The 26,536-nt window shown below is 63.3% G+C and carries 23 protein-coding genes, 1 tRNA gene and 2 riboswitches; of the genes, 13 read left to right on the top strand and 11 right to left on the bottom strand.

Translation table 11 applies throughout. From position 1 onward, the window contains the following. Nucleotides 1-105: 105 nt before the first annotated feature. On the bottom strand, nucleotides 106-1,236 hold the full coding sequence (gene serC, locus ACSSVG_RS05060; protein WP_231339607.1) for a phosphoserine transaminase: 1,131 nt from the start codon (nucleotides 1,234-1,236) through the stop codon (nucleotides 106-108). A 293-nt stretch (nucleotides 1,237-1,529) separates the two neighbouring features. On the opposite strand from serC, the gene ACSSVG_RS05055 reads away from it, so the two are divergent. The 10 genes from ACSSVG_RS05055 (at nucleotide 1,530) to ACSSVG_RS05010 (ending at nucleotide 14,866) form a co-directional block, all read left to right on the top strand. Continuing rightward, nucleotides 1,530-2,225: an iron-dependent transcriptional repressor DtxR gene (locus ACSSVG_RS05055; protein ID WP_231339606.1), complete on the top strand. Its 696-nt coding sequence runs from the start codon at nucleotides 1,530-1,532 to the stop codon at nucleotides 2,223-2,225. Between the two features lie 195 nt (nucleotides 2,226-2,420). Continuing rightward, a riboswitch (cyclic di-AMP (ydaO/yuaA leader) is annotated at nucleotides 2,421-2,650 on the top strand. Between the two features lie 6 nt (nucleotides 2,651-2,656). Further along, nucleotides 2,657-3,487, top strand: a complete 831-nt coding sequence (locus ACSSVG_RS05050) for a M23 family metallopeptidase (RefSeq protein ID WP_231339605.1) — start codon at nucleotides 2,657-2,659, stop codon at nucleotides 3,485-3,487. Between the two features lie 146 nt (nucleotides 3,488-3,633). After that, nucleotides 3,634-3,794: riboswitch (cyclic di-AMP (ydaO/yuaA leader) on the top strand. A 4-nt stretch (nucleotides 3,795-3,798) separates the two neighbouring features. Then, complete coding sequence (locus tag ACSSVG_RS05045; RefSeq protein ID WP_268825373.1) at nucleotides 3,799-4,542, top strand: C40 family peptidase; 744 nt, start codon at nucleotides 3,799-3,801, stop codon at nucleotides 4,540-4,542. 100 nt (nucleotides 4,543-4,642) lie between these two features. Next, a complete protein-coding gene (locus tag ACSSVG_RS05040) occupies nucleotides 4,643-5,416 on the top strand; it encodes an NlpC/P60 family protein (protein WP_492417662.1) in 774 nt (257 codons plus the stop codon). Between the two features lie 217 nt (nucleotides 5,417-5,633). Further along, on the top strand, nucleotides 5,634-6,134 hold the full coding sequence (locus tag ACSSVG_RS05035; RefSeq protein WP_159703451.1) for an HNH endonuclease: 501 nt from the start codon (nucleotides 5,634-5,636) through the stop codon (nucleotides 6,132-6,134). 42 nt (nucleotides 6,135-6,176) lie between these two features. After that, complete coding sequence (locus tag ACSSVG_RS05030; protein ID WP_253466657.1) at nucleotides 6,177-7,082, top strand: NTP transferase domain-containing protein; 906 nt, start codon at nucleotides 6,177-6,179, stop codon at nucleotides 7,080-7,082. After that, nucleotides 7,079-8,437 (top strand): molybdopterin molybdotransferase MoeA, encoded by a 1,359-nt coding sequence (locus ACSSVG_RS05025; protein WP_231339602.1) that lies wholly within the window; start codon nucleotides 7,079-7,081, stop codon nucleotides 8,435-8,437. Before ACSSVG_RS05030 ends, ACSSVG_RS05025 begins: the two co-directional genes overlap by 4 nt. Nucleotides 8,438-8,488: 51 nt before the next feature. Continuing rightward, nucleotides 8,489-10,795 carry an FdhF/YdeP family oxidoreductase gene (locus ACSSVG_RS05020; RefSeq protein ID WP_492417659.1) on the top strand — a complete coding sequence of 769 codons (2,307 nt, stop codon included), beginning with the start codon at nucleotides 8,489-8,491 and terminating at the stop codon, nucleotides 10,793-10,795. Nucleotide 10,796: 1 nt separating this feature from the next. Continuing rightward, nucleotides 10,797-11,687 carry a formate dehydrogenase accessory sulfurtransferase FdhD gene (fdhD, locus tag ACSSVG_RS05015; RefSeq protein WP_253466663.1) on the top strand — a complete coding sequence of 297 codons (891 nt, stop codon included), beginning with the start codon at nucleotides 10,797-10,799 and terminating at the stop codon, nucleotides 11,685-11,687. A gap of 149 nt (nucleotides 11,688-11,836) precedes the next feature. Next, on the top strand, nucleotides 11,837-14,866 hold the full coding sequence (locus ACSSVG_RS05010) for an alpha-mannosidase (RefSeq protein WP_492417657.1): 3,030 nt from the start codon (nucleotides 11,837-11,839) through the stop codon (nucleotides 14,864-14,866). A gap of 52 nt (nucleotides 14,867-14,918) precedes the next feature. Here the strand turns inward: ACSSVG_RS05010 and ACSSVG_RS05005 are convergent, their stop codons facing one another. From ACSSVG_RS05005 to ACSSVG_RS04975, 7 genes are all read right to left on the bottom strand, one after another. Next, nucleotides 14,919-15,977 carry a hypothetical protein gene (locus ACSSVG_RS05005; protein ID WP_492417655.1) on the bottom strand — a complete coding sequence of 353 codons (1,059 nt, stop codon included), beginning with the start codon at nucleotides 15,975-15,977 and terminating at the stop codon, nucleotides 14,919-14,921. Between the two features lie 2 nt (nucleotides 15,978-15,979). Then, entirely contained in the window at nucleotides 15,980-16,888 is a 909-nt protein-coding gene (locus ACSSVG_RS05000; RefSeq protein WP_492417654.1) for a hypothetical protein, read from the bottom strand. A gap of 13 nt (nucleotides 16,889-16,901) precedes the next feature. Further along, the gene (locus tag ACSSVG_RS04995; protein ID WP_492417652.1) at nucleotides 16,902-17,708 is read right to left on the bottom strand and encodes an amino acid ABC transporter ATP-binding protein; all 807 of its coding nucleotides are present in this window, start codon (nucleotides 17,706-17,708) and stop codon (nucleotides 16,902-16,904) included. Further along, nucleotides 17,695-18,354: an amino acid ABC transporter permease gene (locus ACSSVG_RS04990; protein WP_492417651.1), complete on the bottom strand. Its 660-nt coding sequence runs from the start codon at nucleotides 18,352-18,354 to the stop codon at nucleotides 17,695-17,697. Before ACSSVG_RS04990 ends, ACSSVG_RS04995 begins: the two co-directional genes overlap by 14 nt. Further along, nucleotides 18,355-19,170, bottom strand: a complete 816-nt coding sequence (locus ACSSVG_RS04985; RefSeq protein WP_492417649.1) for an amino acid ABC transporter substrate-binding protein — start codon at nucleotides 19,168-19,170, stop codon at nucleotides 18,355-18,357. Nucleotides 19,171-19,410: 240 nt separating this feature from the next. Then, complete coding sequence (locus tag ACSSVG_RS04980) at nucleotides 19,411-20,118, bottom strand: hypothetical protein (RefSeq protein WP_231339593.1); 708 nt, start codon at nucleotides 20,116-20,118, stop codon at nucleotides 19,411-19,413. Beyond that, nucleotides 20,115-20,837 carry a hypothetical protein gene (locus tag ACSSVG_RS04975; protein ID WP_231339592.1) on the bottom strand — a complete coding sequence of 241 codons (723 nt, stop codon included), beginning with the start codon at nucleotides 20,835-20,837 and terminating at the stop codon, nucleotides 20,115-20,117. The genes ACSSVG_RS04980 and ACSSVG_RS04975 overlap by 4 nt, the downstream gene beginning before the upstream one ends. A gap of 210 nt (nucleotides 20,838-21,047) precedes the next feature. Here ACSSVG_RS04975 and ACSSVG_RS04970 point away from each other — a divergent pair, with 210 nt between their 5' ends. Both ACSSVG_RS04970 and ACSSVG_RS04965 read left to right on the top strand, forming a co-directional pair. After that, a complete protein-coding gene (locus tag ACSSVG_RS04970; protein WP_492417647.1) occupies nucleotides 21,048-22,715 on the top strand; it encodes an ABC-F family ATP-binding cassette domain-containing protein in 1,668 nt (555 codons plus the stop codon). After that, nucleotides 22,712-24,625: an ABC transporter ATP-binding protein gene (locus ACSSVG_RS04965; RefSeq protein WP_231339590.1), complete on the top strand. Its 1,914-nt coding sequence runs from the start codon at nucleotides 22,712-22,714 to the stop codon at nucleotides 24,623-24,625. The genes ACSSVG_RS04970 and ACSSVG_RS04965 overlap by 4 nt, the downstream gene beginning before the upstream one ends. A gap of 12 nt (nucleotides 24,626-24,637) precedes the next feature. Here the strand turns inward: ACSSVG_RS04965 and ACSSVG_RS04960 are convergent, their stop codons facing one another. The 3 genes from ACSSVG_RS04960 to ACSSVG_RS04950 all read right to left on the bottom strand — a co-directional run bounded on the left by ACSSVG_RS04960 (nucleotide 24,638) and on the right by ACSSVG_RS04950 (nucleotide 25,574). Further along, on the bottom strand, nucleotides 24,638-25,045 hold the full coding sequence (locus ACSSVG_RS04960; protein ID WP_492417645.1) for an NUDIX hydrolase: 408 nt from the start codon (nucleotides 25,043-25,045) through the stop codon (nucleotides 24,638-24,640). Further along, nucleotides 25,042-25,500: a DUF6314 family protein gene (locus tag ACSSVG_RS04955; RefSeq protein WP_492417643.1), complete on the bottom strand. Its 459-nt coding sequence runs from the start codon at nucleotides 25,498-25,500 to the stop codon at nucleotides 25,042-25,044. Before ACSSVG_RS04955 ends, ACSSVG_RS04960 begins: the two co-directional genes overlap by 4 nt. 1 nt (nucleotide 25,501) lies before the next feature. Next, nucleotides 25,502-25,574 (bottom strand) — tRNA-Arg (locus ACSSVG_RS04950). Between the two features lie 108 nt (nucleotides 25,575-25,682). On the opposite strand from ACSSVG_RS04950, the gene ACSSVG_RS04945 reads away from it, so the two are divergent. Further along, entirely contained in the window at nucleotides 25,683-26,468 is a 786-nt protein-coding gene (locus ACSSVG_RS04945) for a DUF998 domain-containing protein (protein ID WP_492417641.1), read from the top strand. Nucleotides 26,469-26,536 lie beyond the last annotated feature (68 nt).

Here is a 26,536-nt window from a genome sequence, read left to right as displayed (position 1 = left end):
GGATGCGCCTTGGACACCGAACTGCGCCTTGGACACCGAACTGCGCCTTAAACAGCGGCGGCGCCGTCCGGACTTACCGAACGACGCCGACCACAGCCGGTGTTGCTACTTCTTCAGTTCGCCCACTACGTAGTCGATGCTGGCGAGCAGTGCGGAAACGTCGTCCGGTTCGATGGCGACGAACGTGGCAATGCGCAGCTGGTTGCGGCCGAGCTTGCGGTAAGGCTCGGTGTCCACCACGCCGTTGGCGCGCAGGACCTTGGCGATGGCTGCGGCATCAATGGAATCGTCGAAGTCGATCGTGGCGATGACATTGGAGCGGTCTTCGGGGTTGGTGACAAACGGCGTCGCGTAGTCCGAAGCCTCTGCCCACGAGTAGATGCGGTTGGCCGAGTCCGCAGTGCGCTTGCTGGCAAAGTCCAGGCCGCCGTTGCTGTTGAGCCACTGCACCTGGGCGTCCAGCGTCACCAGGGTGGACAACGACGGTGTGTTGTACGTCTGGTTCAGCTTGGAGTTGTCGATGGCCGTCTGAAGGTCCAGGAAGTCCGGGATCCAGCGGCCGCTGGCCTTGACCCGCGCGGCGCGTTCCAGGGCGGCGGGGGAGAAGAGGCCCAGCCACAGTCCACCATCGGAGGCGAAGTTCTTCTGCGGGGCGAAGTAGTAGACATCCGACTCGGCAACGTCAACGTCGAGGCCGCCGGCAGCCGAGGTGGCATCCACCAGGACGAGGGAGCCTTCGTCGGCCCCCTGCACGCGCTTTACGGGAGCAGCTACACCCGTGGAGGTCTCGTTCTGGGGCCAGGCATAAACGTCGACGCCCGTTTCGGCCTGTGCCACCGGGCGGGTGCCGGGCTCGGATTTAATGATGGACGATGCATCAAGGAACGGTGCCTTGTTGGTAGCGGCGGCAAACTTCGATCCGAATTCGCCAAAGGAAAGGTGCTGGGCCTTCTTCTCCACCAGTCCGAAGGCAGCGACGTCCCAGAATGCCGTGGAGCCGCCAACGCCGAGGACAACCTCATAGCCCTCGGGTGCGCGGAAGAACTGGCTGAGCCCTTCCCGGACGGACCCCACCAGGTTTTTCACCGGTGCCTGGCGGTGTGACGTGCCGAGGATGGTGGACGACGCGGCAGACAGGGCCTCGATCTGCTCCGGGCGGACCTTGGACGGTCCTGCGCCGAAGCGTCCGTCCTTGGGCAGCAGATCGGCGGGAATGGTGATGCTGTTGTCGCTCACGTGTGGCTCCAATGGGTATCGGCTAGAGATGGGTCGTGGCAGGTGGCATCAACTGCCCCTTCGACACCCCAATTCTGCCTGACGTGGCCCGGGGGCAGGAACCTGTGGCCGTCATAGTCCGCCACGTGGAATATGGACGAACCATATGCGACCGGAATTATCCAGAGTAATTCCAAATAAGCTAGGCTGGGGGTTGGCGTTCATGGGGCGGCGGTGCACACCGTCCGCACCGGCAAGGGACGCGGTACGGTGGAGATTACGCAAGGAACTGCGTTCGAGGAGAGCTGAGCTGGATGACGGATCTGATCGATACCACTGAGATGTATCTTCGGACCATTTTGGAGCTTGAGGAAGAAAACATCGTGGCGTTGCGGGCCCGCATCGCCGAGCGCCTGCGGCACTCCGGACCTACGGTTTCCCAGACCATCGGACGCATGGAGCGCGACGGCCTGGTGGTTGTGTCCAACGACCGCCACCTGGAACTTACCGAGGTTGGACGGAAGCGTGCCACAGAGGTCATGCGCAAGCACCGCCTTGCCGAGCGGCTCCTGGCGGACGTTATCGGCCTGGACTGGGCCTACGTCCATGATGAAGCGTGCCGGTGGGAGCATGTGATGAGCGAGCGGGTGGAGCGCCGGTTGTACGAGCTCCTGGAACACCCCACCGAATCCCCGTATGGCAACCCCATCCCCGGACTTGAAGCGCTTGGCGGCCTTGCGAGCCAGCCCTTGTCCCGGATTGACGTCAACCTCCTGCAGGCTATGGACGGCTATGCCACAGATTCCCGGGTGGCGGTAACCCGCCTCGCGGAGCCCATCCAGGTGGAACCTGAACTCCTCACGCAGCTGGACGAAGGTGGAATCCGTCCAGGCGCAACAGTCTCGCTGGCGCGCGTCGGCGAGTACATCTCCGTCCGGGTTCCCGGCATCGAGGGCGCGCTGGAGCTTCCGCCGGAAGTTGCGGCACACGTCTTCGTATCCGTCAGCTGAGGGCTGGCCTGTACCCAACCCGTGTCATATCTCACTTTCGCGGCTTTGGTGCGCGTGTGACCTGCGGTTTTTCAGGATTGATGATAAGGGCCTGCCGCGCCACGTGCGTTTCTGTTGATAACGAATTTATTACTGCGGGGCTTAATCCCCTATAGTTATCTACTAGCGCTGATACCAAAGCGTTACCTGTTCCGGAGCCGAGCTCTGCCAGCGGAACAGGTGTGTCATCCACCACTGGCAGAGGCGGGGGAACCACAAGCGGCTGTCTAAAGAAGCAGCCTTGGGGTGAAGTCCGCAGCAGAAGTGCCCACTGACGCAAGTCCTTCCTTGGATACCTGTGTGCCGTGAGCGCCTCGTGCGGACCGGGTCTTTGAACTCTCTGACCCGAATCCGACAGCTAACTTCGCAGGCTTTTTAGAGAGGAACAGAGTTTGACAACGCAGAACGTCAGGGGCCGCCGCCGCGCGTCCGGCCCCGCTGCTGAGCTGCGGCCAGCCCGCGTCGTATCGGAGATCCGGCCACGCGACACCGAGCGCCAGGTGCGTCGCCGTAAGAGCCCGTTGCGCCAGGTAGCCGACTTTGCCGCAGCCAGTGGCGTCGGGCAGAAGGCCGGAGTTGCGCTTGCCGCCACCGGACTCGCCCTGACTGTCGGTCTGCCGGCCACGAGCCCCGTCATGGCCACCTCGGAATCAGGCCAAACCGAGTCGGCCCTTGCCGTCACCGGTGGCAGCCAGCCCGAGGTTTCCGCAGCCGCATCCGCCAAGATCGACTTCAGCCGCGCTGCCGTTGCCACTGCAGCCGACCCCGACGGAAAGCTGAAGCAACTGCTCAGTGCGCAGTCCGCGGGCAGCATCCAGCGGGCCTCGTCGGCGGGCACCATGGCCAGCCCCTTGGACACGCTGACCACAGCTTCCCCGTTTGGCTACCGCGTCAGCCCCCTCACGGGCGGCGCCGGCGACTTCCACCGCGGCCAGGACTTCGTGGCTCAGTGCGGCACCGCCGTACATGCGGCAGCCAGCGGCAAGGTCACCTTTGCTGGATGGCACGAGTACGGCGGAGGCAACCGCGTGGTGGTAGACCACGGGAATGGCCTCGAAACCACGTACAACCACCTGTCATCCTTCACCGTCAAGGTGGGCCAGACGGTCAGCCGCGGCGATACGGTCGCACTGAGCGGCACCACAGGCGCTTCCACCGGCTGCCACCTCCACTTTGAGGTCCAGGTCAATGGTGAAGTTGTCGACCCCATGGGCTGGCTCTAAGGCCAGTTGATGGTTGTCTCTCGCATTCGTGACACACCCCGTGACCTGAATGTGACATTCGCGTTCAACTGTTGTACCGTACAAAGCGCATCGGCTTTTTAGGGGGCCGGTGCACTTGAGTGGATTGCCTAGCTCTGCCACCACTCGAGGTCCGTTCGCATAAATCGTCTGGCAGGGGCGGGGGAACCACTTCTGGTCTTCGAAAGAAGGCCTTGGGGTTAAGTCGCAAAGCTTCCTTGAAGCAGCGCGGCCGGATGACTCCCATCCGAATCCGACAGCTCACCTCGCAGGCATTGGGAGAGGCTACCTACGTGTCATCACGCACTACCCCTGCGCGCCACCGCGCCGAATCGGTTCGTACGAACCCCTTGAACACGCTTTCCAAGGCTGTTTCATCGAATGCCGGTACCGTTGGCCGCCAGGCCGTCGTTCTGGCAGCAGCATCAGGCCTCGTCCTCAGCGTCGGCTTGCCGGCACAGGCAGCTGACACCGACGTTTCCAAGTCGGAAGCCTCCAGCACCCAGCAGATGGTTGCCACCGCCGTCGTCACCGCGGAGCCCACAGCTACCGTTTCCTTTGAAAGCCCCGTTGTGGCCACCAAGGAAGCCCCCAAGATCCAGCGCGCTTCGCAGACCACCCAGCGGGCCACTGCAAACGGCACGCAGGACGCAGCAGGTGCTGTCACCGCCAAGTCGTCCGAAGCCAAGGACGCTGCTTCCAGCGCCGCGGCCTCCGGCCTCGCTGCCATCGCCTACACCGGCATTGGCCACCCGTACGTTTGGGGCGGCACAACGCCCAACGGATGGGACTGCTCCGGCTTCACCCAGTGGGTCTACGCACAGGCTGGCATCAGCATCCCGCGCGTCAACGCCTGGACGGCCATGAAGCCCACCAGTACTCCGGCCCCCGGTGACCTGGTCATGCAGAACGGCGGAGCCCACGTAGGCATCTACGTTGGCAACGGCATGATGATCAGCGCTTTGAACCCGGGCCAGGGCACGCTCCTGCACTCGGCTGCCTCCACCGGCACGTCCTCCTTCTTCACCCTCCGCTAGAAACAATCCGGTTCGAGGTTCGCCAGCATGCCCCCCAAGTGCTGGCGCGCCGATTAGCCGCGTGTACCCCAACTGCATGCGGATATGAAAAGAGAAAACCATGACCAGTGCAAACAAAGTTGCACGGCATCGCGCTGAGGCCCCCAAGACCAGCTCGCTTGCCGTCATCGCCAAGGCCGTCAGCGACAACGCCGGTGGCGTTGGCCGCCAGGCAGCAGTCATTGCCGCAGCTTCAGGCCTGGTCCTGACCGGTAGTGTTGCTGCCAACGCTGCCGAGACCAAGGTGGACCGCGAGTCCACCTCGACGTCCACCCTTGACGTCCAGTCGGTAGTCCAGGCGACCATCGCTGCGGACTCAACGGTTGCCATCTCCTACGAGCGCCCCGTGGTCACCACGGTGGAAGCTCCGGCTCCGGTAGTGAAGAAGGCTCCAGCCAAGGCTGAAACCAAGGCGGCCACGGAGAGCACAGCAACGTCCGGCAACGCTACGGTCGCCGTCAACACTGCGGCTCCGGCGGCAAAGGCTCCGGCAGCTGCCAGCGGCCTTGGTGCAGCAATCGCTGCTGCTGCCTACGCACAGCTTGGCGTCACCCAGGACTGCACCATGTTGGTGACCAACTCCCTGGCCGCCGTTGGCATCAACTTCCACGACTGGCCCGCTGGTTACCTGTCCTTGGGCCGCACGGTCAGTGCAGCAGAAGCGCAGCCCGGCGACCTCGCCTACTACGCCAACGGAGGTTTGGCTGGACAGGCCCACATCGCCGTCTACGTTGGCAACGGCATGGCAGTCCATGGTGGATGGAACGGATCCACCACGGCACTGTTCAGCGTCAACGTCGGCTCCGGCCCGGTTTTCATCCGCGTCAACGGCTGATCCCACATCATCATGAACACCCCGCAGGCTCCGGCCGGCGGGGTGTTCTGCTTTAACCGCGCATGAACTCTTGCCGACACCGCAGGCGAAACGGCAGAAAGATTCGTGGATACGGCATATAAGTGCTTACCCTTATGTTGTCGATCCACAGCCCGTACAAGCAGAGGGCAGCCGGCCCTCGTGCCCCTGACGGGTGCGGCCGTGAAGAGGTACGTGCATGCGCACACTCGTTCTGAATGCTGGATATGAACCGCTGGCGGTAATAACATTCCGCCGGGCGCTGGTCCTTGTGCTCACTGGGAAAGCTAGCGTTGTGGCCGAAGGCGACGAGCCTGTCGTCGGGCCACAGGAGATTCTCGGACGACCATCCGTGATCCTCCTCAACCGCTACATCCGTCCCCGGTACAACAGGATTACTGCCGTGAGTCGCCGCGGGGTCCTTCGCCGCGACGGTCACCACTGCGCCTACTGCGGGAAAACAGCCCACACCATAGACCACGTCCACCCCAAGTCCAGGGGCGGCGCGGATTCCTGGGAAAACCTGGTTGCGGCGTGCTTGAAATGCAACAACGCCAAGAGCGACCACACGCTGGCCGAAATGGGTTGGAAACTCCGTTTCAAGCCCGGCGTGCCCCAGGGAACCATGTGGCAGATCAAAGAACTCGAGAAACCTGCGCCGGACTGGGACCCGTTCCTGTTGCCGGAATCCGCTGCCTGATCGATTTCTGCTGACCTCCGGACGTCCGGGTAATCTGGGCGGATGGAGTTCAACGCCGTGATTTTGGCGGGAGGCAGGGCCACCCGCCTCGGAGGCGTGCCCAAGCCGTCGCTGACGTACGACGGCGCGTCGCTCCTTTCGCATGCCCTGCAGGCAGTCCGGGGTGCCGCAGCCGTGGTAGTCGTAGGGCCCGATGCTTCAGGATCCGGCGGTGTGCTGCTACCGGACAATGTGCTGAGGGCGCGGGAGGAACCGGCGTACGCGGGTCCGGCCGCTGCGATTGCAGCGGGCTTGGCCGCGTTGAAGAACCACGGCATGGGCGCTCCGTGGACGCTTGTCCTGGCTTGCGACATGCCGCATGCCTCCCGTGGCGTTGCACTCCTGTGGGAAGCACTTGCCTCACAGCCCGGGGTGGAGGGGGCCATGGCGGTCTCCGCGGACGGCCGGAAGCAACCGCTGCTGGGCGCCTACAGCACCGCAGCCATGGAACGGGAGGTAGGCGTAGCTTCGCAAGGTTCCGGGTTAACGAACTCTTCAGTGTTCCGGCTGCTTGCTAGGCTGAATGTGCTGGACGTTGCCGTCCCCGCAGGCTCTACGGATGACGTGGACACGTGGGAGGACGCAGCGGCCTTGGGCATTGACTACGAGTTGGAGGCGCACGTGAAGAGCCAGGAAGAAACGCTCGAGGAATGGTGCCGCACATTGCTGCAGGCGTTTGAGCTTGAAGGCGTTGAAGTGGACGTTAACGAGGTCCTGGCAGTGGCTGGCGTTGCTGCGCATTCAGTGGTGCGCCCCGCCGCACCCTTGACCACGTTCATCGCCGGATACGCCGCCGGCATGGCCCGCGGCATTGGCCAGGCCAGCGACGACGCGTCGATGAACGCTGCCTTGGACCTGGCCCGCAAAGTTGCCCAAGAGTACTCGGAGTCCGGGGCTGGCGCCGAATGACCCAGGCCCCCAACGAGGGCCATCACGCGGCACACACGTGGCATGAGGCTCGGCAGCGCGCGTTCGATGGCGCTGCTCCCATCCCGCCAGGCCCGGTCCCGCTGGGGTCTGCCCTTGGCCGCACCTTGGCATCGGATGCCCTGGCAGTGCAGGACATGCCCCACTATGCTTCTTCCGCCATGGATGGCTGGGCCGTCAATGGTAGCGGCCCGTGGATACTCAGTGAGCCGGGCCAGAGGCTTGCGCCTCACCAAGCCAGTCCCATTGTTACCGGTGGGCTGATACCTCCCGGGGCCAAAGCCGTGCTGCGCAGCGAGAGTGGCGTCATCACTACGGACGACGACGGCCTTCCGGTCCTTGCGTTGGGCGGCACCGCCAAACCGGGGGAGCCGCGCAACGGCCAACACATCCGCAGGGCTGCAGAAGAGGCAGCCGAGGGTGATGTCCTGCTCAAAGCCGGGACAGTGCTCAACCCGGCGCACATCGCGCTGGCAGCGTTGGCAGGCCTGGATCACGTGGAAGTCATGGGCAAACCACTGGTCAGGTTCCTTTTGACGGGTTCGGAGGTGGTGGCCCAAGGTATCCCGCGGCCTGGACAGGTCCGGGACACCTTCGGCCCGCAACTCGGCGCCGTGGTGGAACTCCTGGGCGGTATCGCCGGGGAGCAACTCAGGGTGGGCGACAGTTATGGGGAGTGGCTCGCCGCACTTCAGGACACCGAGCCGTCCCCCGAGGAACTCAGCGCAGACGAACCGTACGCAGAAACTGAACCGCCTGCCGACGTCGTCATTACGACCGGCGGGACAGGGCGTTCGGGGACTGACCACTTCAGGCGGGCGGTGGCAGAACTTGGTGGCCGGTTGCTGATCGACGGTATTGCCATGCGGCCTGGACATCCGGCCGTGTTGGCGGAGTTGCCCGATGGCCGGTTCGTCCTGGGTCTGCCTGGAAATCCGCTTGCCGCGATGATGGCCTTGTTTACCCTGGGGGCGCCCTTGCTGGCTGCGTTGGGCCACGGAAGCCTCCAGGAAGTGGGCGAAGTTCCTTGTGGAGCGATGATCGACGCGGAGCCCGGACGGACCCGCTTGATGCCTTTCAAACTGGTGTATGGCTTGGCGTCGCCGGCACAGCATGCGGGCCCGGGAATGATGCGTGGCCTGGCCGGTGCGGACGGGGTCATGGTGGTACCGCCGCACGGAGTCCAACTGGGCGAGCTGGTCCCGGCCTTTGCCTTGCCGTGGGGCAAACCGTTGCCCGCGCCGAAGACACCTGAAGACAAGCCCCGCAAGGCGCCGCCGCGGAGCCAAAAGAAGACCCCGCCAGGTCCGGTGGACTGGAGTGCCCTGGACGCATGAGGGCCGGGGCCAGCCTCCTGGTCGGTGCCCACAAAGTGCAATGATGGACTCATGAACAGGCATGCTCCCGAACAGGACATCAACGAAGATGACCTGCAGATCCATCCGCCCAAACAAGCTGCGGCAGGCCTCAAAGCCGTCACCGTTGCCCTTGAACGGGGATACGCCCAGGCCGGGGTGGCCCGCACGGTCCGGTCCATGCTCAGGGTCAACCAGCATGATGGCTTTGACTGCCCCGGGTGTGCATGGCCGGAATCCATAACCGGAAGGCGCAGTCCCGCTGAATTTTGCGAGAACGGGGCCAAGGCGATCGCCGAGGAAAGCACCACCCGGACCGTCGGTGCCGAATTCTGGGCGAAACATTCCCTGGCCGACCTTGAGGATAAGACGGAGTACTGGCTGGGGAGCCAGGGAAGATTGTCGGAACCCGTGGTCATCAAACCGGGCGACACTCACTACTCGCCCATCAGCTGGACCGAGGCATTCGCCCTGATCGGCGAGCACGTCAACGCCACCACGCCGGACAAGTGCGTCTTCTACACCTCCGGCAGGACGGCCAATGAGACGGCCTTCATGTATCAACTGTTTGCACGAAGCCTCGGCACCAATAACCTGCCGGACTGCTCCAACATGTGCCATGAATCCTCCGGGAGCGCGCTCAACCCAACCATCGGCATCGGCAAGGGCACTGTTTCCCTGGAGGACATCCACCACGCTGAGCTGGTACTGGTAGTAGGCCAGAACCCGGGAACCAACCATCCCCGCATGTTGTCCGCCCTCCGCGACTGCAAGAACAACGGCGGAAAGATTGTAGCCGTCAACCCGCTCCCCGAGGCCGGCCTCCTGAACTTCAAGGATCCGCAATCCCTCAACGGCGTCATCGGCGGCGGCACCACCATCGCGGATGAGTTCCTGCAGATCAAGGTCGGTGGCGACCTCGCGCTGTTCCAGGCGCTGGGCCACTTGCTCCTGGAGGAAGAGAAGCGAAACCCGGGCACCGTCGTCGACCATTCCTTCATTGAGCAGCAGACCGAAGGGTTCGCGGCCTACAGGGAAGCGCGTTCGGTGCTGGACTGGGACGAAACAGAACGGGCAACAGGGCTGACCAGGGAAGAAATCACCAAGGCTGCCGGCATGATGGCCGCGTCCAAGGCGACCATTGTTTGCTGGGCCCTTGGACTGACCCAGCAGCCGCACTCGGTGGATACCCTGCGGGAAATCATCAACCTCCTGCTGCTCCAGGGAAACTTCGGCAAGCGCGGGGCCGGTGCGTGCCCCGTCCGTGGACACTCGAACGTCCAGGGTGACCGGACCATGGGCATTTGGGAGAAACCCAAGGAATCGTTCCTGGCCGCGTTGGACGCCGAATTCGGCTTCCACATGCCGCGCGACCACGGCTATGACTCCGTGGAAACCCAGCACGCCTTGGAAAAGGGAGACGTGGAGGTCTTCGTGTCCATGGGCGGAAACTTCGCAGCCGCGGGATCGGACACGGCGGCCCTGGAACAGGGGCTGAGGAACGCCGGGCTCACCGTCCACATTTCCACCAAGCCCAACCGCGCCCACGTGGTGCACGGCAAGACATCCCTGATCCTGCCCACGCTGGGGCGGACGGACACGGATGACAAACACCCCAAGGGAAAGCAGTTCCTGTCGGTGGAAGACTCCATGTCCGTCATCCATAAAACGCAGGGCCGGCTGGAGCCGGTCTCGGATCACCTGCTGAGCGAGCCGGTGATCGTGGCCCGCATGGCACAGGCGACACTGGGTGAGAACCACAGCGTCGACTGGCGGGCCATGGCAGAGGATTACGACGTGATCCGCGACCACATTGCCAGGGTCATTCCGGGCTTTGAGGACTTCAACGCCAGAGTCCGGACCAAGAACGGTTTTGTCCTTCCCAACCCGCCCAGGGATACCCGCACCTTCGCCACGGACATCGGCAAGGGGCGGTTCTCGGTGCGGCCACTTGAGTACCTGGAAGCCCCTGCCGGTCACTTGATCCTGCAGACGGTCCGCAGCCACGATCAGTACAACACCACCTTCTACGGCTTGGATGACCGGTACAGGGGCGTTTCCGATGGACGCCGGGTCATCCTGGTGCACCCCGGAGACATCGAGGATTTGGGATTCAAGGACCGTGACCTGGTGGATGTCATTTCCACGTTCGCAGGGACGGAACGGCGTGCCAACAAGTTCAGGCTCATCGGGTACCCCACGGCCAAGGGGTGTGCCGCAGCGTACTTCCCCGAAGCCAACGCATTGGTGCACCGCGAGCTGGTGGCCCGGGAATCCAACACCCCTGGCTACAAGGCCATGACCGTGCGTTTCGTCAAGAATGAAGAGAACGGATCCTGACATGGGACGAGTGACGCAGCGCCGCAAGGTGCACAAGTTTGTCCTGGACGGCTCGCCACAGGCACTGGAGCATCCCGTCCGCTTCAAGGAGGACGTGCTGGCAGTGGAGGAGCCCCTGGAAATCCGGTTGGGGGACATGTCCTTCTCCGTCACCATGCGCACCCCCGGGGACGACTTCGACCTCGTGGCGGGATTCCTTGTCTCGGAAGGCATCGTGTGGGAACCTTCGCAGCTGATCTCCGAACGGTTCTGCGCGGGGGAGAACGAAGACGGTGTGCAGACCTTCAACGTGGTGGACGCCCAGCTCAGGCCTGACGTGGTGAGGCCTGACACCGGGCGCAACGTCTACACGTCCAGCTCGTGCGGGATTTGCGGCACTGATTCCATCGACGCCGTCCGCAAGTCCTCCCATCACAGTCCCAAGGAAGACGACGTCACCATCCCGGTCAGGGCGCTTGCAGCCCTGCCGGACCGCCTCCGGGAGGCGCAGGCGGTCTTCGACAAGACCGGCGGCGTCCATGCTGCCGGCCTCTTCAGGATCCACGACGACGGCACCACCGAGCTGCTGTGCCTCCGCGAAGATGTGGGTAGGCACAACGCGGTGGACAAAGTGGTGGGCTGGGCCTTGCGTGCAGGAATGCTGCCGTTGAGGGGCACAGTGCTCCAGGTATCCGGCAGGGCATCCTTTGAACTCGTCCAGAAAGCTGCCATGGCCGGCATTCCTGTTCTGGCCGCCGTCAGTGCGCCGTCCAGCCTCGCGGCGGATCTGGCGGAGGAAACCGGAATTACGCTGGCGGGGTTCAGCCGCGGACACAGTCTGAACGTCTACGCCGGACGGGACAGGATCGTCGGGGAAACAGTCGAATCGGAGCGGCAGGTCGTCGGGGGATAGCAGGCAATCACTTGGCTATTAAGCTGGAACAACGTAGATTTTATCCATCGATTGGAAGCGCGGCGACCCCAGAATCGCCGCCCGTGCCCGGCACATCCGGGGCGGGGCTGCCAACCTTGTTATTCAGCTGAAGCCCAAAGGGGAATTAATTGCACGACGACCGCCGGATCACTGAACAGCGTCTTGACCGATTTGTTCGGGAACGCATTCTTCCGGCCATTTACGGCAGGGCCATACCGCTGCAGCTCAGCAGCTGGGATGCTCCGGGTGAGCCCGTGCCGGCTGCGGAGGCCATCCGCCAGCTCTTCACGCCCCAGGAACACGGCGCCCCCTGGGGAAAGGCCTGGAGCACCAAGTGGCTGCACCTTCAGGGCGAAGTTCCGCAGGACTGGGGCATGGCCGAGTCCACGTCGGTGGAAATCATCGTGGACCTCGGCTTCAACAGCGACGCCCCCGGATTCCAGTGCGAAGGCACTGCCTGGCGTGCCGATGGCAGCATCATCAAAGCGATTTCCCCCCGGAACTTCCACGTCCCGCTCAAACTTCTGGGTGGTGGACTGTCTGTCGACTTCTATGTGGAGGCCGCCGCCAACCCGGACGTTGCGCAAGGCTGGTCCTTTGCACCCACACCGTTAGGGGATAAGGCCACCTCCGGCGACGATCCCCGGTACCGCCTGGGCCGCATCGCCATGGCAGAGCTGAACGAAACGGTCTGGGAACTGAACCAGGACATCTGGACGCTCAGCGGCCTCATGCATGAACTCCCTACTGAGCTTCCCCGCCGCCATGAAATCCTGCGGGCGCTGGAACGGATGCTGGACGTTATGGACCCGGACGATGTCGCCGGGACCGCGGCGGCAGGTCGCGAGGAGTTGAAAGCGGTCCTGGACCGTCCCGCGTATGCATCCGCGCACCAGCTCCTGGCCACCGGCCATGCGCACATCGACTCGGCTTGGCTGTGGCCGGTCCGTGAAACCATCCGTAAGTGTGCCCGGACGTTCTCCAACGTGGTGGCCCTCATGGACGAGGATCCGGATTTTGTGTTCTCCTGTTCCTCGGCCCAGCAGATGGCGTGGATCAAGGAGTACTTCCCGGAGCTCTTTGTCCGGATCCGGGAGAAGGTCAAAGCCGGTCAGTTCATTCCCGTAGGCGGCATGTGGGTGGAATCGGACACCAACATGCCCGGCGGCGAGGCGATGGCCCGCCAATTCGTGGAGGGCAAGAGCTTCTTCCTGAAGGAGTTCGACGTCGAGTGCCAGGAAGCCTGGCTGCCTGACTCCTTCGGCTACTCCGGCGCCATCCCGCAGATCGTCAAGGAAGCCGGTTCCCGTTGGTTCCTGACACAGAAAATTTCCTGGAACAAGGTCAACCGGATGCCGCACCACACCTTCACGTGGGAAGGCATCGACGGAACCCGGTTGTTTACGCACTTCCCGCCGGTCGACTCGTACAACGCTGAACTGCACGGCCGCGAACTGGCCCACGCGGAGCGCAATTACCGGGACCACGGCCGGGGGACCATGTCCTTGGTGCCTTTCGGTTATGGCGACGGCGGTGGCGGCCCCACGCGCGAAATGGTGGCTGCTGCGCACCGTACGGCAGACCTGGAAGGTTCGCCTAAGGTCCGCATGGGCACCGCCAAGGACTTTTTCACGCAAGCTGAAGCCGAGTACGCCAACCTGCCGGTCTGGGTGGGTGAAATGTACTTGGAAATGCACCGCGGTACCTATACCAGCCAAGCCAAGACCAAGCGTGGCAACCGCCGCAGCGAGCACCTTCTGCGGGAGGCCGAGCTGTGGTGCTCCACGGCTGCCGTCCGGCTCGGTGCGGACTATGCATACCCCCGGGACGAGTTGAAGCGGCTCTGGCGGCTTGTTCTCCTGCAGCAGTTCCACGACATCCTGCCGGGCAGTTCCATTGCCTGGGTGCACCAGGACGCCGAGCGCAACTATGAGGCCATTTCCCGTGACCTCGAGGCCATCATCAGCGACGCCGCGCAGGCCCTGGTGGGGGACGGCGACACAAGCTACCTGCTCAATGCGGCTCCGCATCGCCGCGACGGCGTGGCCGCCCTGGGTATCGGTGAAGGCGCCGGATCCGGCGCAGGCGTCCAGGTGGACCAGTCCGGGGAGAGCTTCATCCTGGACAACGGCGTCATCCGTGCAGTCCTGGACGGGAACGGCCTGCTCACGTCATTGGTGGATCACGCCAGCGGCCGTGACGCGATCGCCCCGGGACAAACCGGCAACCTGTTGGAGCTCTTCCGCGACACCCCTAATGAGTGGGACGCGTGGGATATCGAGGAGTTCTACCGTCGGAACGTCACCCAACTGACCCAAGCGGACACCATCCACCTTGAACGCACGCCAGCAGGCGCCGTCGTGGTGGTCCAGCGCAAGGTGGGCGCCTCCACCATCACCCAGCGCGTGACGCTCGACGCCGGCGCCAAGTCATTGGGCATCGCCACCACCGTGGACTGGCAGGAACGCGAAAAGATGCTGAAGATCGCCTTCCCGCTGGATGTGAGGGCGGATCGCTCGGCGTCGGAAACGCAGTTTGGCCACGTCTTCCGGCCCACCCATACCAACACCTCCTGGGAAGCGGCGAAGTTCGAGATTTGCGCCCACCGCTGGATCCACGTGGCCGAGCCCGGCTATGGAGTCGCGGTGAGCAACTCTTCGAGCTACGGGCACGATGTCACCAGGGCGGTTCGCCCCGACGGCGGAACCACGACGACGGTCAGGACCTCCCTGCTGAGGTCAGCCCGGTTCCCGGACCCGGAAGCAGACCGGGGAGAGCACACCCTGGAACTGTCCATCAGGCCAGGGGCAGCGATTGCCGACGCCGTGGAAGAGGGGTACCGGACCAACCTGAAGCCGAGGTTCGTCACCGGCGGGCATGCTGTGGAGCCGCTGGTTTCGGTGTCCAACCCCGCCGTGGTGGTGGAAGCCGTGAAGCTGGCCGAGGACGGTTCAGGCGATGTCATCGTCCGGTTGTACGAATCGCTGGGTGAGCGCTCAGCTGCCACTGTCAGGCCCGGTTTTGAGGCTGTTGGAGCGACGGCCACTGACCTGCTGGAGCGTGTGGCACTGGCTCCAGGAGTGACCGTGGGGGAGGACTCGGAAGTCGACCTGGTGCTTCGTCCGTTCCAACTGGTGACACTGCGCTTCACGCGCTGACGGGTACCCCCGGCGTCAGATGCCGCCGGGGGTCACTCGACCAGACGGGGGGCTATTCGACCAGTTCGACGTCCACTGCGTCTTTCAGGATTTGAACGCGCAAGGGGAGCACCGCGTCGTAGCTCTTGAGTTCGGCTGCGATCTTCTTGGAGAACACTTCCTCCACCAGGACAGGCATGTCCTTCACTCCCGACAGGTAGCGCTTGGCTGCGAAGTCAAACTCTGACCTGTTGTTCTTGATGCGGGTGTTAAGTGCCTTGGCTTCGTCGGCAATTTTCAGCAATTCCTCATCAGAGGCGTTGCGTGCGGTCGCTTCATCCGTCTTCTGGACCAACTGGTCCTTGAGCCGGACAAACTCGTTGTAAGTCTCTTCAGACTTTGCCGTGATCCCGGCGTTCGATTCGAGCTGTCCTACCCGGTTGTCAAAGGTACGGGCAAATTCGACGTAGGCCACGTTCTTGGATTGCTTGAGTTGGCCGGCTGCTTCGCGGCAAGGGGCCGCGGCCTGGCTCAGCAAGGTTTGGCGCTCCCGAAGGTTGGCGGCCTTGGAACCGACAAACAGGCCGTTGCAGCCTGCACCGTCGGCCCTGAAGAGGCCTTCAAACTGTGGGTATGACTCCACCAGGCCTTCCATATGGTCGATGTAGCCTTCATACGAGTCTTCGAGTTGCCCGATGGCGACGCCGATTCCATCTTCACGGGACTCGTGGGCGGACTGTACTTTCTGCAGTGCGGACCGGGCCTCATCTGCAGCTTTCTGGAACTCGTCCCGTTCCTTGCGGGAGTTCTTCCCGGCCTCTTCCTGTGAGGCGGGGGCGTTCCGCGCTTTCTTGTAGGCAGCGAGGTATTCATTGGCTGCCGGCTGAAGCTTGGCCCGGGAATCCACCAGCGCGGTGAGCTGGCCATCCTTCAGTTGCTGCAGGCTTTCCTTGCGCTGCTGTCCGGATACTTGGGTCATGGTCACAACAGCCGCCGCGGCAATCACCAACAGGACAACAACGCTGGAGATCAGGATGAGGGCCAGTTTGCGCTTTTTGGGCGCCGGTTGCCCTGCGGGGTCCGGTTGCTGCGGGAGGTCCGGTTGACTTGTTGGTCCGGGTTCAATCGTCATGGCTATTCCCCGTCCTTGCCTGCAGCATCAAACTGGTCCGTGCGCTTCTTGAGGGCACTTTCAAACTCTTTGTTGGAGTCATTGGCGTTATTGATGAGCTGGGTGTATTGCTCCTTCGCGGAGCTTTCATACTTTGTTTCGGCGGTTTTGAGTGCGTCGTTGATATCCAGCATCGCCAGGCCAGCCAGCATCCGTTTGGCCAGGCGTTCGAATTCGTCCTTGCCATCCAGGGCTTCCTGTTGTTTGTCCCGCTGTCCGCGGATGATGCCCTCAACAGAGGTCAGGAGTTCGGTTGTCCCGGCGTCGGTGTTCTCCTTGGCTGAGGCTATGGCCGTTAGGCAGGACTCTGCAGCCTTGACGTAATCTGCGGAGTAGGTCTCGCTGCCAACATTCAAGGACGAATGCAGGGGAGCGCAGGGACCACCAATGGATTGGGTAATGTTCGCCGTGTTGACCACCAGTTGATCGTTGTAGGCGATCACGGCTCCGTAGTGCTCTTTGAACCGGTTGTAGGCGTCGCGGATTTCCTGTTCCTGCACTGCCGGTGATGACCCCATCCGTACCAAACGGTCCCGGTTTATCCCTGACTCGCGTTTCAAGCGGTCACCATCCTGGTTGAGGACCGTGTCCTTGGCCTCTTGCCCGGCGGTTTCGGACATCACATTCGTCAGCCGGACCGAGAACTGGGTGACCAGCGGATCGTAGAGGTTCATTGAGTTGTCCAGTATGAGGCGTTCCTTGTCCAAACGGACCACATCTGCGCGCTGGACGCCTGCCGGGCGGGAGAGGGCAAACCACGTGCCGAGTCCTCCAGCCAGGACAGCGATGACAACCACTGCGACGATGATGATAGTACGCCGGGACTTTCTGCGGCCTGGTTGGGCTGCTGCATCCAAAGTCTCTTCCCCCATTTTCTTGAGTCTCCTAGACGTCGTGCTGTAGCCGTTTGACAAAAAGTTTGGTCCGTTCCTGCCGGGGTGCGCGCAGCACCTCGGCAGCAGGACCCCGTTCCACCACCACGCCGCCATCCATGAAGATGACCTCGTCCGCCACGTGCTGGGCGAAAGCAAGTTCATGGGTCACGATCACCATGGTCCAGCCCTCTTCAGCGAGTTCCTTGATGACGCCCAGGACGTCTCCCACCAATTCGGGGTCCAGCGCGGACGTAGGCTCGTCGAACAGGAGCAACTGGGGCTTGAGGGCAAGGGCCCTGACAATGCCCACACGCTGCTGCTGTCCGCCGGAGAGCTCAAAAGGGTACGCGTCGCGCTTGTCGGCAAGGCCAACCCGTTCCAGCAGGCGTTCGGCTTCGGCGATGGCTTCGGCACGCGGCCGCTTCTGGACCTGGACGGGGCCCTCGATAATGTTCTTCAGGACCGTCATGTGCGGGAACAGGTTGTAGTGCTGGAAGACCATGGCGCTCCGGTTCCGCAGCGCTGCGATCTCCTTCTTGCCAACTTTGGCATCGAAGTCGATGGCCAGACCGCCCGCGGCATCGCTGTCCCCGAAGGTGACCGTGCCGCCGTCGGGAATTTCAAGGCCGTTGAGCGAGCGCAGGACGGTGGTCTTGCCTGAGCCTGAGGGACCGATCAGGGCTACCACCTGGCCGCGGCGGATATCGATGTCGATGTCCCGCAGCACCACGTTGCTTCCGAACGCCTTGGCGAGGTTCCTTGCTTTCAGGACAGACGTAGCGCTCGGCTCCGGGATGGATTCGTTAGTGGGCGACATAGCGGTCCAATCTCTTTTCCACGGCGGACTGCGTGGTGGAAAGGACCAGGCAGATGACCCAGTAGACCAGGGCTGCCTGCAAGTAGAGGATCAGGAACTCGTTGCTGAACGCCGCAATTTGCTGGGCGTTGCGGAAGAGTTCGGTGACCAGGATCAATGATGCGAGGGACGTGTCCTTCACCAGTGAAATAAAGGTGTTGGACAACGGCGGTACTGACACCCTTGCGGCTTGGGGGAGGATGATGCGGACCAGGGTCTGCGGGCGCGACATGCCGATGGTGTGGCCGGCTTCCCACTGGCCCTTGGGCACGGACAGGATGGCGGCGCGGATGATCTCGGCCGCGTAGCCGCCCACATTCAGGGAGAACGCGATGATGGCGCTGGGCCAGGGATCCAGCCTGACCCCGATGCTGGGTAGCCCGAAGAAAATCACGAAGAGCTGCACCAGCAGGGGCGTGCCTCGGATGACCGATACGTAGAAGCGCCCCAGGCCCGAGAGGAACCAGTTGGGGCTCAGCCGCAACAGCGCAACCACCAACGCCAAAACCAGCCCGAAGGCGAACGAGGCAAGGGTCAGGGGTATGGTGCCCGTGACGGCGCCGGTAATGATCGGCCCGAAGGAACTCCAGATGAGGTCCCAGTTCATTTATTTGGTGACATCTGCGCCGAAGTACTTATCCGAAATCTTCGCAAGGGTGCCATCGGCCCGGAGATCGGCCAGCGCCTTGTCCACCGCTGCGGTGAGCTCGGTGGACCCCTTGCGGAAGACCAACGCACTCTCGGTCTTCTCCGGCGCTTCCGCCGCGACCTTCAGCCCGGAGTCGGGAGTGTTCTTGGCGTAGTCCAAGTAGGTGAGTTTGTCGTTCACGGTGGCATCCACGCGTCCCTGCTGCACCAGGGTGGCGGACTGCGCCCAGCCCTCAACCGCCTGGACATTGGCGCCGGCTTCAACGGCCATCTTGTAGAAGTTGCTGGTCAGCGATTGTGCCGTGGTCTTGCCCTTGAGGTCCGCGAAGCTGTTAATGCTGGTGTTGTCCGACTTGGTCACCACCACTCCGGTGGAGACGGTGTAGGGCGTGGAGAAGTCGTATTTGGCCTTGCGCTCATCATTGATGGAAATCTGGTTGGCGATGGTGTCGAAGCGCTTGGAGTCCAGCCCGGCGAAGATGCCATCGAACTGCGTTTCCTGGAACGAGGCCTTCACGCCGAGTTTCCCGGCCACGGCCTGGGCGATCTCGACGTCGAATCCGGTCAGTTCGCCTGCGCCGTCAGCATGGAAGCTGAAGGGACGGTAGGTACCCTCGGTGGCGATCACCAGTTCACCTTTGGACTTCACATCTGAAAGGGACGTGTCGCCGCCTGACTGTGCGGGCGTGGACCCGCCACCGCACGCAGAAAGTGCAAGGGCGGCCGAGGCCAGCGTAGCTGCGAGGACAGAGCGTCGGGTGCGAAGGCTGTTCATGGAGCCATCTTAGCCACCGTAAGGAACCTTGCTGGGTGTGGGGCCGCCGGCGACCGGCAACAGGGGCGTTAAAAAGGCTGAGTGGGGGCGGTCCCCAACAGCCCGCCACCACTCATCCCCCCAATTGTGTTCACGTGGGCGCCACATCCACCGGAAACCCGTTCTCTGATTCCGGTGTCAGGCTGCAACCGCGTTCACACATTCATGATTGTGCCACGATCTAATGGTTTTGTGAAAGTCTTACGCCGAGAGACGTCGTTTTCGGCGCGAATAGGCTTTCGAAAACCAGATCCCGGCCAACCCAATGGCCGTGGCCAGCACTGCGGAGTAGTTGATCAGCGAACGCAACCACAGGTGGACCAAGGGGATCAGGGGGAAGAGCTGGGAGATCAACAGCAGGGCCAGGCCGAGGAAGAGCAGGGCTGAGGCACCCCTGAGCAAGGCAGGGTAGCGGCCAACGATGGTCCGCCAGATCGCAGGCAACAAACAAGCCGACACATAGCCGGGATAAAAGCGCCCCAGCGCCGCGTAGGCCTCCATCGAAGGTCCCCACGTCAGCCCCGTCATGCCCACAGTGGAACCGCGTGTGTCCGTGATGACGAAGAAGAAAATGGTCAGCGCCACGGTGAATCCCAGGACGGTCAGCCCCCAGGGGCCGCGTATGGCGCGGACGGCTGACTGCGAGCCGAACCCCATGGCGATCTTGATGCCCATGAGCAGGAACGTTCCGTAGAGCAGGAACCGCAGGACCAGGTTAGTGACGTTGATTCCGCCCAAGAGTGCGTCGATGGCAAGGTAGGGCCCCTCGATGCTGAGGAGGATGTCCAGGGTGATCAACGCGAAGATGTAGAAAACCACCCGGTTCTCGCCCCGGATCAGGCTTGGGATCCGCGCAAGCGTAATTGCCAGGCAAACAACCAGCGTCACCCAAGGCAGGACAGCCGTCATCCGAGGTTCTCCCATATTCGTTCAGTACGTTCGTGGTCTTGTTCCTGGCGGCGCAGTGTCTTACCGAGGGCCAGTAGCCGTTCGCCGGCCAGGGTTACCAGTTCGCTTTGGGACATTTTGTCCAGCGCCTCCTGCCGGGCATTGGGTGGCCATCCGGCCTCGGCTTCGGTGATGAGCCCGCCCGCCACCAGTCCTCCGGCCGGTCCCACTCCTGCTGCCCGTGAGGTGGCGATGGCGAGTTCTGGTGGAAGCCTGTTGGCCGTCAAATGTGCCGAGAAATTTTGCGGGGCGATCCCCGTGGTGTCGCTGACCCGGTGGCGTAACTCGCCGTCGTCGATTGCGTCCACCCAGTTCCGCACCGACGTAGGGTGCGGTGGTTCGGAAAGGTGGCCAGCGGGCGCGGAACCTGGTTCGCTTCGGTCCACTACCGCGCGCAGCAAATCGATGGTGGCGATCTGGCTCACGAGTTCGCAGCCCGTGGGCGGGACCGGGGCGCCGCGGAGTTCGGAGTAAAGATCGAAAGTGGACAGTGCTTCCACGGGGCTCAGCTGGAAGCCGCGGCTGATACTCACCAAAGTGGACTCGGCAACCTTGCCGCGGACCAACTGCTGGGCCAGTGTTGTCCGCTTGATGCCGGCGATCCTGCAGACGTCAGCTGTACTGGCATCGGGCGCAACGCCGTGAAGCCAGCGCTGGAACGCCTTGGACTGTAAGGGCATGTGGAACTTTCCGGGAAGGGTCGCGGGGCAGGACAGGAGTAGGCCGTAAGTGGGAGTACGAATCGATTTTACGCGGACGCCACATTGAATTATGCTTGATGCTTGAACCCGTTGGTCCGTACACCCCCCAAGTCCGGACCAACGGGTTTTTCCATGCCTGCGGGAATCGCGGCCTGAATTCCTGCGTTTTCCCTGCTGGAGGATACACAAATGACAGCAACCTTGGTGGCCAAGAATCTTGCCGGTGGCCACGGCCATCGAACACTCTTTTCCGAACTTTCCCTGACGGTGGCTCCCGGCGACGTTGTGGGCGTCGTCGGCGCGAACGGTGCCGGTAAATCCACGCTGCTGCGCATCCTTGCCGGCGTGGACCAGCCCCAAGCGGGCAGCGTCAGCCTGGCGCCGTCGGACGCGTTTGTTGGCTGGTTGCCGCAGGAGCACGAGCGCACTGCCGGCGAAACAATCGGGGCCTACATTGCCCGGCGCACCGGCTGCGCCCAGGCAACGACAGAGATGGAATCCACCGCAGAGGCCCTCGGCTCCGGGGCTCCCGGCGCCGATGACGCCTACTCCCTGGCCTTCGACCGCTGGATGGCGTCAGGGGCAGCAGACCTGGAAGACCGTATCCCGGCCGTGCTGGCGGACCTCGGGCTGGAGCTTGGCGCAGAGGCCCTCATGACCGGACTTTCCGGCGGACAGGCCGCGCGCGTGGCATTGGCTGCATTGCTGCTCAGCCGCTTCGACGTCGTCCTCCTTGACGAACCCACCAACGATCTTGACCTCGACGGCCTGGCCCGCCTGGAGGCTTTCGTCCAGGGCCTGCGCGGCGGCGTGGTGCTGGTGTCCCACGACCGTGAATTCCTGGCCCGCTGCGTCACTACCGTGGTGGAACTGGACCTCGCCCAGAATTCCGTGGCCGTTTATGACGGCGGATACGAGGCCTTCCTCGAAGAGCGTGCAGTAGCCAGGCGCCACGCCCGTGAACGCTACGAAGAGTTCGCCAACACCAAGGCAGACCTGGTGTCCCGCGCGCGCACCCAACGGGAATGGAGTTCCCAAGGCGTCCGGAACGCCATGAAGAAGAACCCGGACAACGACAAGATCCGGCGCGCCGCGAGCAGCGAATCCTCGGAGAAGCAGGCCCAGAAGGTCCGCCAGATGGAGTCCCGGATTGCCAGGCTCACCGAGGTCGAAGAACCTCGCAAGGAATGGCAGCTTCAGTTCAGCATCGGCCAGGCACCCCGCTCCAGTGCCGTCGTCGCCACCTTGCGTGACGTCGTCGCGCGCCAAGGTGACTTCACGCTGGGACCGGTGAACCTCCAACTCAACGGCGGCGAACGCATCGGCATCACAGGACCGAACGGGGCCGGCAAGTCGACGCTCCTGCGCCTGCTGCTGGGAACGCAGGAACCGGACGACGGCGATGCCTCCATGGGCGCCTCCGTCGCCATCGGCGAAATCGACCAGGCGCGTGGACTGCTCGACGGCGGGCAGCCGCTCGGAGATGCAGTGGAAGCCGTGCTGGTGGACTGGAACAGTGCGGATGTCCGGACGCTTTTGGCCAAGTTCGGCCTGAAGGCGGACCACACCGCTCGGACAGTGGATTCGTTGTCCCCGGGGGAGCGGACCCGTGCTGCCCTGGCCCTGCTGCAGGCCCGTGGCGTCAACCTCCTGGTGCTGGACGAGCCCACCAACCATTTGGACCTCCCTGCGATCGAGCAGCTTGAAGAGGCGCTGGAAAGCTACGAGGGCGCGCTCCTGCTGGTCACCCATGACCGCCGGCTGTTGGAAAACGTTCGGCTCGATTCCCGCTGGCACCTCGAGAACGGCCAAGTCCAGGAACTTCACCACACCCCAAGCCAGGAGAAACAACCATGAGCATGGACCGCGTGGCCTGGAGCTCGCTGTACAACATCACCACTGCCAAGAGCGGATCGAAACCGTTCTCCAAGGAAACGCTGAAGCGCGTTATGGCTTTTGCTGCCCCGCACAAGGCCAAGCTCATTGCCTTCGTGATCGCTTCCATCGCAGGTGCTTTCCTGGCTGTTGCGACGCCCGTGCTGGCAGGTCAGGTAGTTGACGCCATCATCGCCAACGCCGGTGTTGGAACGGTGATTTGGCTCGCCGTCCTGATCGCCATCGTCGCCGTAGGCGAGGCCGGTGTGGGGCTGGTGACCCGCTGGCTGTCATCCATCATTGGCGAGGGCGTCATTGTGGATCTCCGCACCCGCGTCTTTGACCATGTGCAACGCATGCCCATTGCCTTCTTCACCAGGACCCGCACCGGTGCCCTGGTCAGCCGACTGAACAATGACGTCATCGGAGCGCAGTCCGCCTTCGCCGGCACGCTGTCCGGAGTGGTCAGCAACGTGGTGGCTTTGGCCCTCACACTTGCGGTCATGCTGAACACGTCATGGTTGGTGACCGTGCTGGCCATGGTCCTGCTGCCCATCTTCCTGATCCCTGCCCGGCGCATGGGCTCCAAGTTGGCGGACCTCCGCCGTGAGGCTGCTGCGCACAACGCGGCCATGGGTACGCAGATGACCGAGCGGTTCTCCGCACCGGGTGCCACCCTGGTGAAGCTGTTCGGCCGCCCCGACGAGGAATCCCGGGAATTCGCTGCCCGCGCGGGACGGGTGCGGGACATCGGTATCCGGACTGCGATGCTGCAGTTCACCTTCGTCACGGCACTGACCCTGGTGTCGGCGTTGGCTCTTGCCCTGGTCTACGGACTCGGCGGCTGGCTGGCCATCGGCGGGCAACTGGCGCCCGGTGACGTGGTGGTCCTGGCGCTCCTGCTGACCCGCCTCTACGCTCCGCTGACAGCGCTGTCCAACGCCCGTGTGGAAATCATGAGCGCGCTGGTCAGCTTCGAGCGGGTGTTTGAGATCCTGGACCTGCAGCCCCTGATCACCCAGAAACCGGACGCCGTGGAAGTTCCGGCCGGACCGGTGGCCGTGGAGTTCGACGACGTCCGCTTCTCCTACCCTTCCGCGGATAAAGTGTCCCTTGCCTCGTTGGAAGAGGTGGCAACCCTGGACACCCGGGGCGGCGAGGAAGTCCTGCACGGGATCAGCTTCAGGGTGGAACCCGGCCAGACTGTGGCCTTGGTGGGCTCCTCGGGTGCGGGCAAGTCCACAGTGGCCCAGCTGCTCTCGCGTTTGTACGACGTCGATTCAGGCGCCGTGCGCCTTGGCGGACAGAACCCCGGAACCGGTGTGGATGTCCGCGATCTAAGTTTCGATTCCCTGCGGGACACGATGGGCATGGTGACCCAGGACGGCCACCTGTTCCACGAAAGCATCGCGTCCAACCTGCGCCTCGCCCGTCCGGATGCCACCGAAGACGACATGTGGGATGTGCTCCGCCGGGCACGCCTGGAACCGATGATCCGGTCATTGCCTGACGGCTTGGAAACCGTGGTGGGGGAGCGCGGCTACCGGCTCTCCGGCGGTGAACGCCAACGCCTCACCATTGCCCGCCTCCTGATCAAGCAGCCGCGGGTTGTGATCCTCGACGAAGCCACTGCGGCCTTGGATTCCACCAACGAAGCCGCCGTGCAGGCGGCCTTGGGCGAGGCGCTCGAGGGGCGTACCGCCGTCGTGATTGCGCACAGGCTGTCCACCATCCGTGCGGCGGACGCCATTTTGGTGGTTGAGGACGGCAGGATCGTGGAACGCGGCACGCACACCGAACTGCTTGCGGCAGAGGGAAGGTACGCCGAGCTGTATCAAACCCAATTCGCCGAAGCCACAGCGGTGGCCCAGGAAGCCGTCCCGGAGCTGTAGCTGATCTGCTACCTACCTGGGCGTGGTCAGCAGCGGGATGACGTGGTCCGTCAGCAGGGGCGCGAGGTCCGTGGGCAACGGCCCGTTCAGGTCCAGCCAACGAATCTCGGCGATCTCCGCCGAAGGATGCGCCTCCCAGGTTCCGGGAGCGGTGAAGACTGTGGCCTCAATGTTCGTTGCTGCTTCGTTGGCGGCCACGGCAAGCCAGACACCAAGGGGCTGGAGCCGCTCCGCTGCTACTTCGATGCCGACTTCTTCCGACAGTTCCCGCGAAGCTGCTTCAGCCGCTGTTTCGCCGGGCTCGGGCTTGCCGCCCGGATGCATGAACTTGTCCGTCCCGCGCTTGCGAACGGTGAGCAGGTGGCCTTCGTCGTTGTAGACGCAAACGGCGCTGACCACGATGAGGTCCGTAGTGGTCACAATTGCCTCCCGGCGTTGAGTCGGACCAGGTGCGATTCCAGGAGCAAATCCTTGGCGGGCCCATGGACATCCCATGTAAAGCTGAACGAATCCGGGCCCTCAAGGACGTAGTTGACGCGGTAATCGTCGGGATCGCACCAGTGCTTGTCCTGGTTGCCCTGCTCAGAGAAGCTCATGATGTGGAAGGGCCTGCCGTCGGGAAAGAACACGTCCATCGAATCCGTGGCGGCGCCTGGTGCGAGGACATACTCGCGGAAAGCCGGGCCGGAATGGGTAGGCCAGTGCATGGTGCCGTCTTCGCGGTAGTCCAGGCCGCCGTCGGGGTTCAGTGCATAACGCACGACGCCGGTAAAAGTACCGCGGGTGCCGGAGGCGCGGTCCAGGAGTGTCCGCTCCACAGTCCAGCTGCCGGCCAAGTAGGCCTGCAAGTCCTGGATGGGTTCCTGGTGGTTCAAGTGCCCTCGATTGGAATCGAACCAACGACACCGGCTTTAGGAGAGCCGTGCTCTATCCACTGAGCTACGAGGGCCTGTGTGTCCATGGCTCTGAATCCCACTGCTGGAGCTCGAGGGCCCGGACACGACTACAAGCATACAAGCTGCCGGGGCGCTGCCCGAACACCGCTAGGCTGGCGACCATGAAAGGGCACTCGACTGCAGCAGCACCGGCCGGATCGTTCCTCCCCAACCTCCGCAGCGTCAGGGCGAACATCGGCGGCTGGGCGCAGCTGAGCGTCGTCCAGTACTTTGTGGCCGAAGCCGCCGTGATCCAGGCCTGGGCAGGTCCGGAGCCCTACAGCAGGGCCACTGGCTACATCAGCGACCTGGGAGCCATCTCTTGTGGCGTGTACGAGGACAGGGCCGTCTGCTCGCCCTTGCACTTGCTGATGAACGCCTCCTTCGTGGTCCAAGGACTGGGCCTGATCCTGGGTGCGCTCTTCCTGACCGCCGGGCTCCTGTGCGTAGCAGCGCGACCCGGTGTTGCTGCCCGGCGTTTCCGGTCCGTTGCAGCCGATTCCGCTCCAGCCCGCGTGCTGACTGTGCCGTGGATCCTGGCCGTCGCGATCCGGATCCTCACCGGAGTTGCCGGCGTAGGAACCGTCCTTGTTGGGTTGGTGCCTGAAGACCTCGACTCGCCATGGCATTTCGCAGGTGCCCTGATGTTCTTCATCGGCGGTGGATTCGCCCTGCTGCTGTTGGGCGTCCTGTGGTTCCGGCAGACTCCGGTCAGCTGGTTCCTTGCCCTGTGCGGCCTGGTTTGTATCGTTGCGCTCATCATTGGTGGGGTCACCGGGATGGAAGTTGCCCTGCCCGGCCTTGTGGAGCGGCTGATGGGGTACCCGGTGACCATCGGGTTGGCAGCAGCCGGGCTGGTGATCGCCCAGCGGGTGCACACGGAACGGAAGGCAATACGGTTGGGCTGAGGGGGGCCCTGATGCACGCAGAAGCGAACAACTGGTGCGCCGGACCTTGGCGGGGTCTATTCTGGCGC

The sequence above is a fragment of the Paenarthrobacter sp. E2MeOHC11 genome (assembly GCF_058744955.1).
This window is presented reverse-complemented; position numbering and strand designations above follow the sequence as displayed.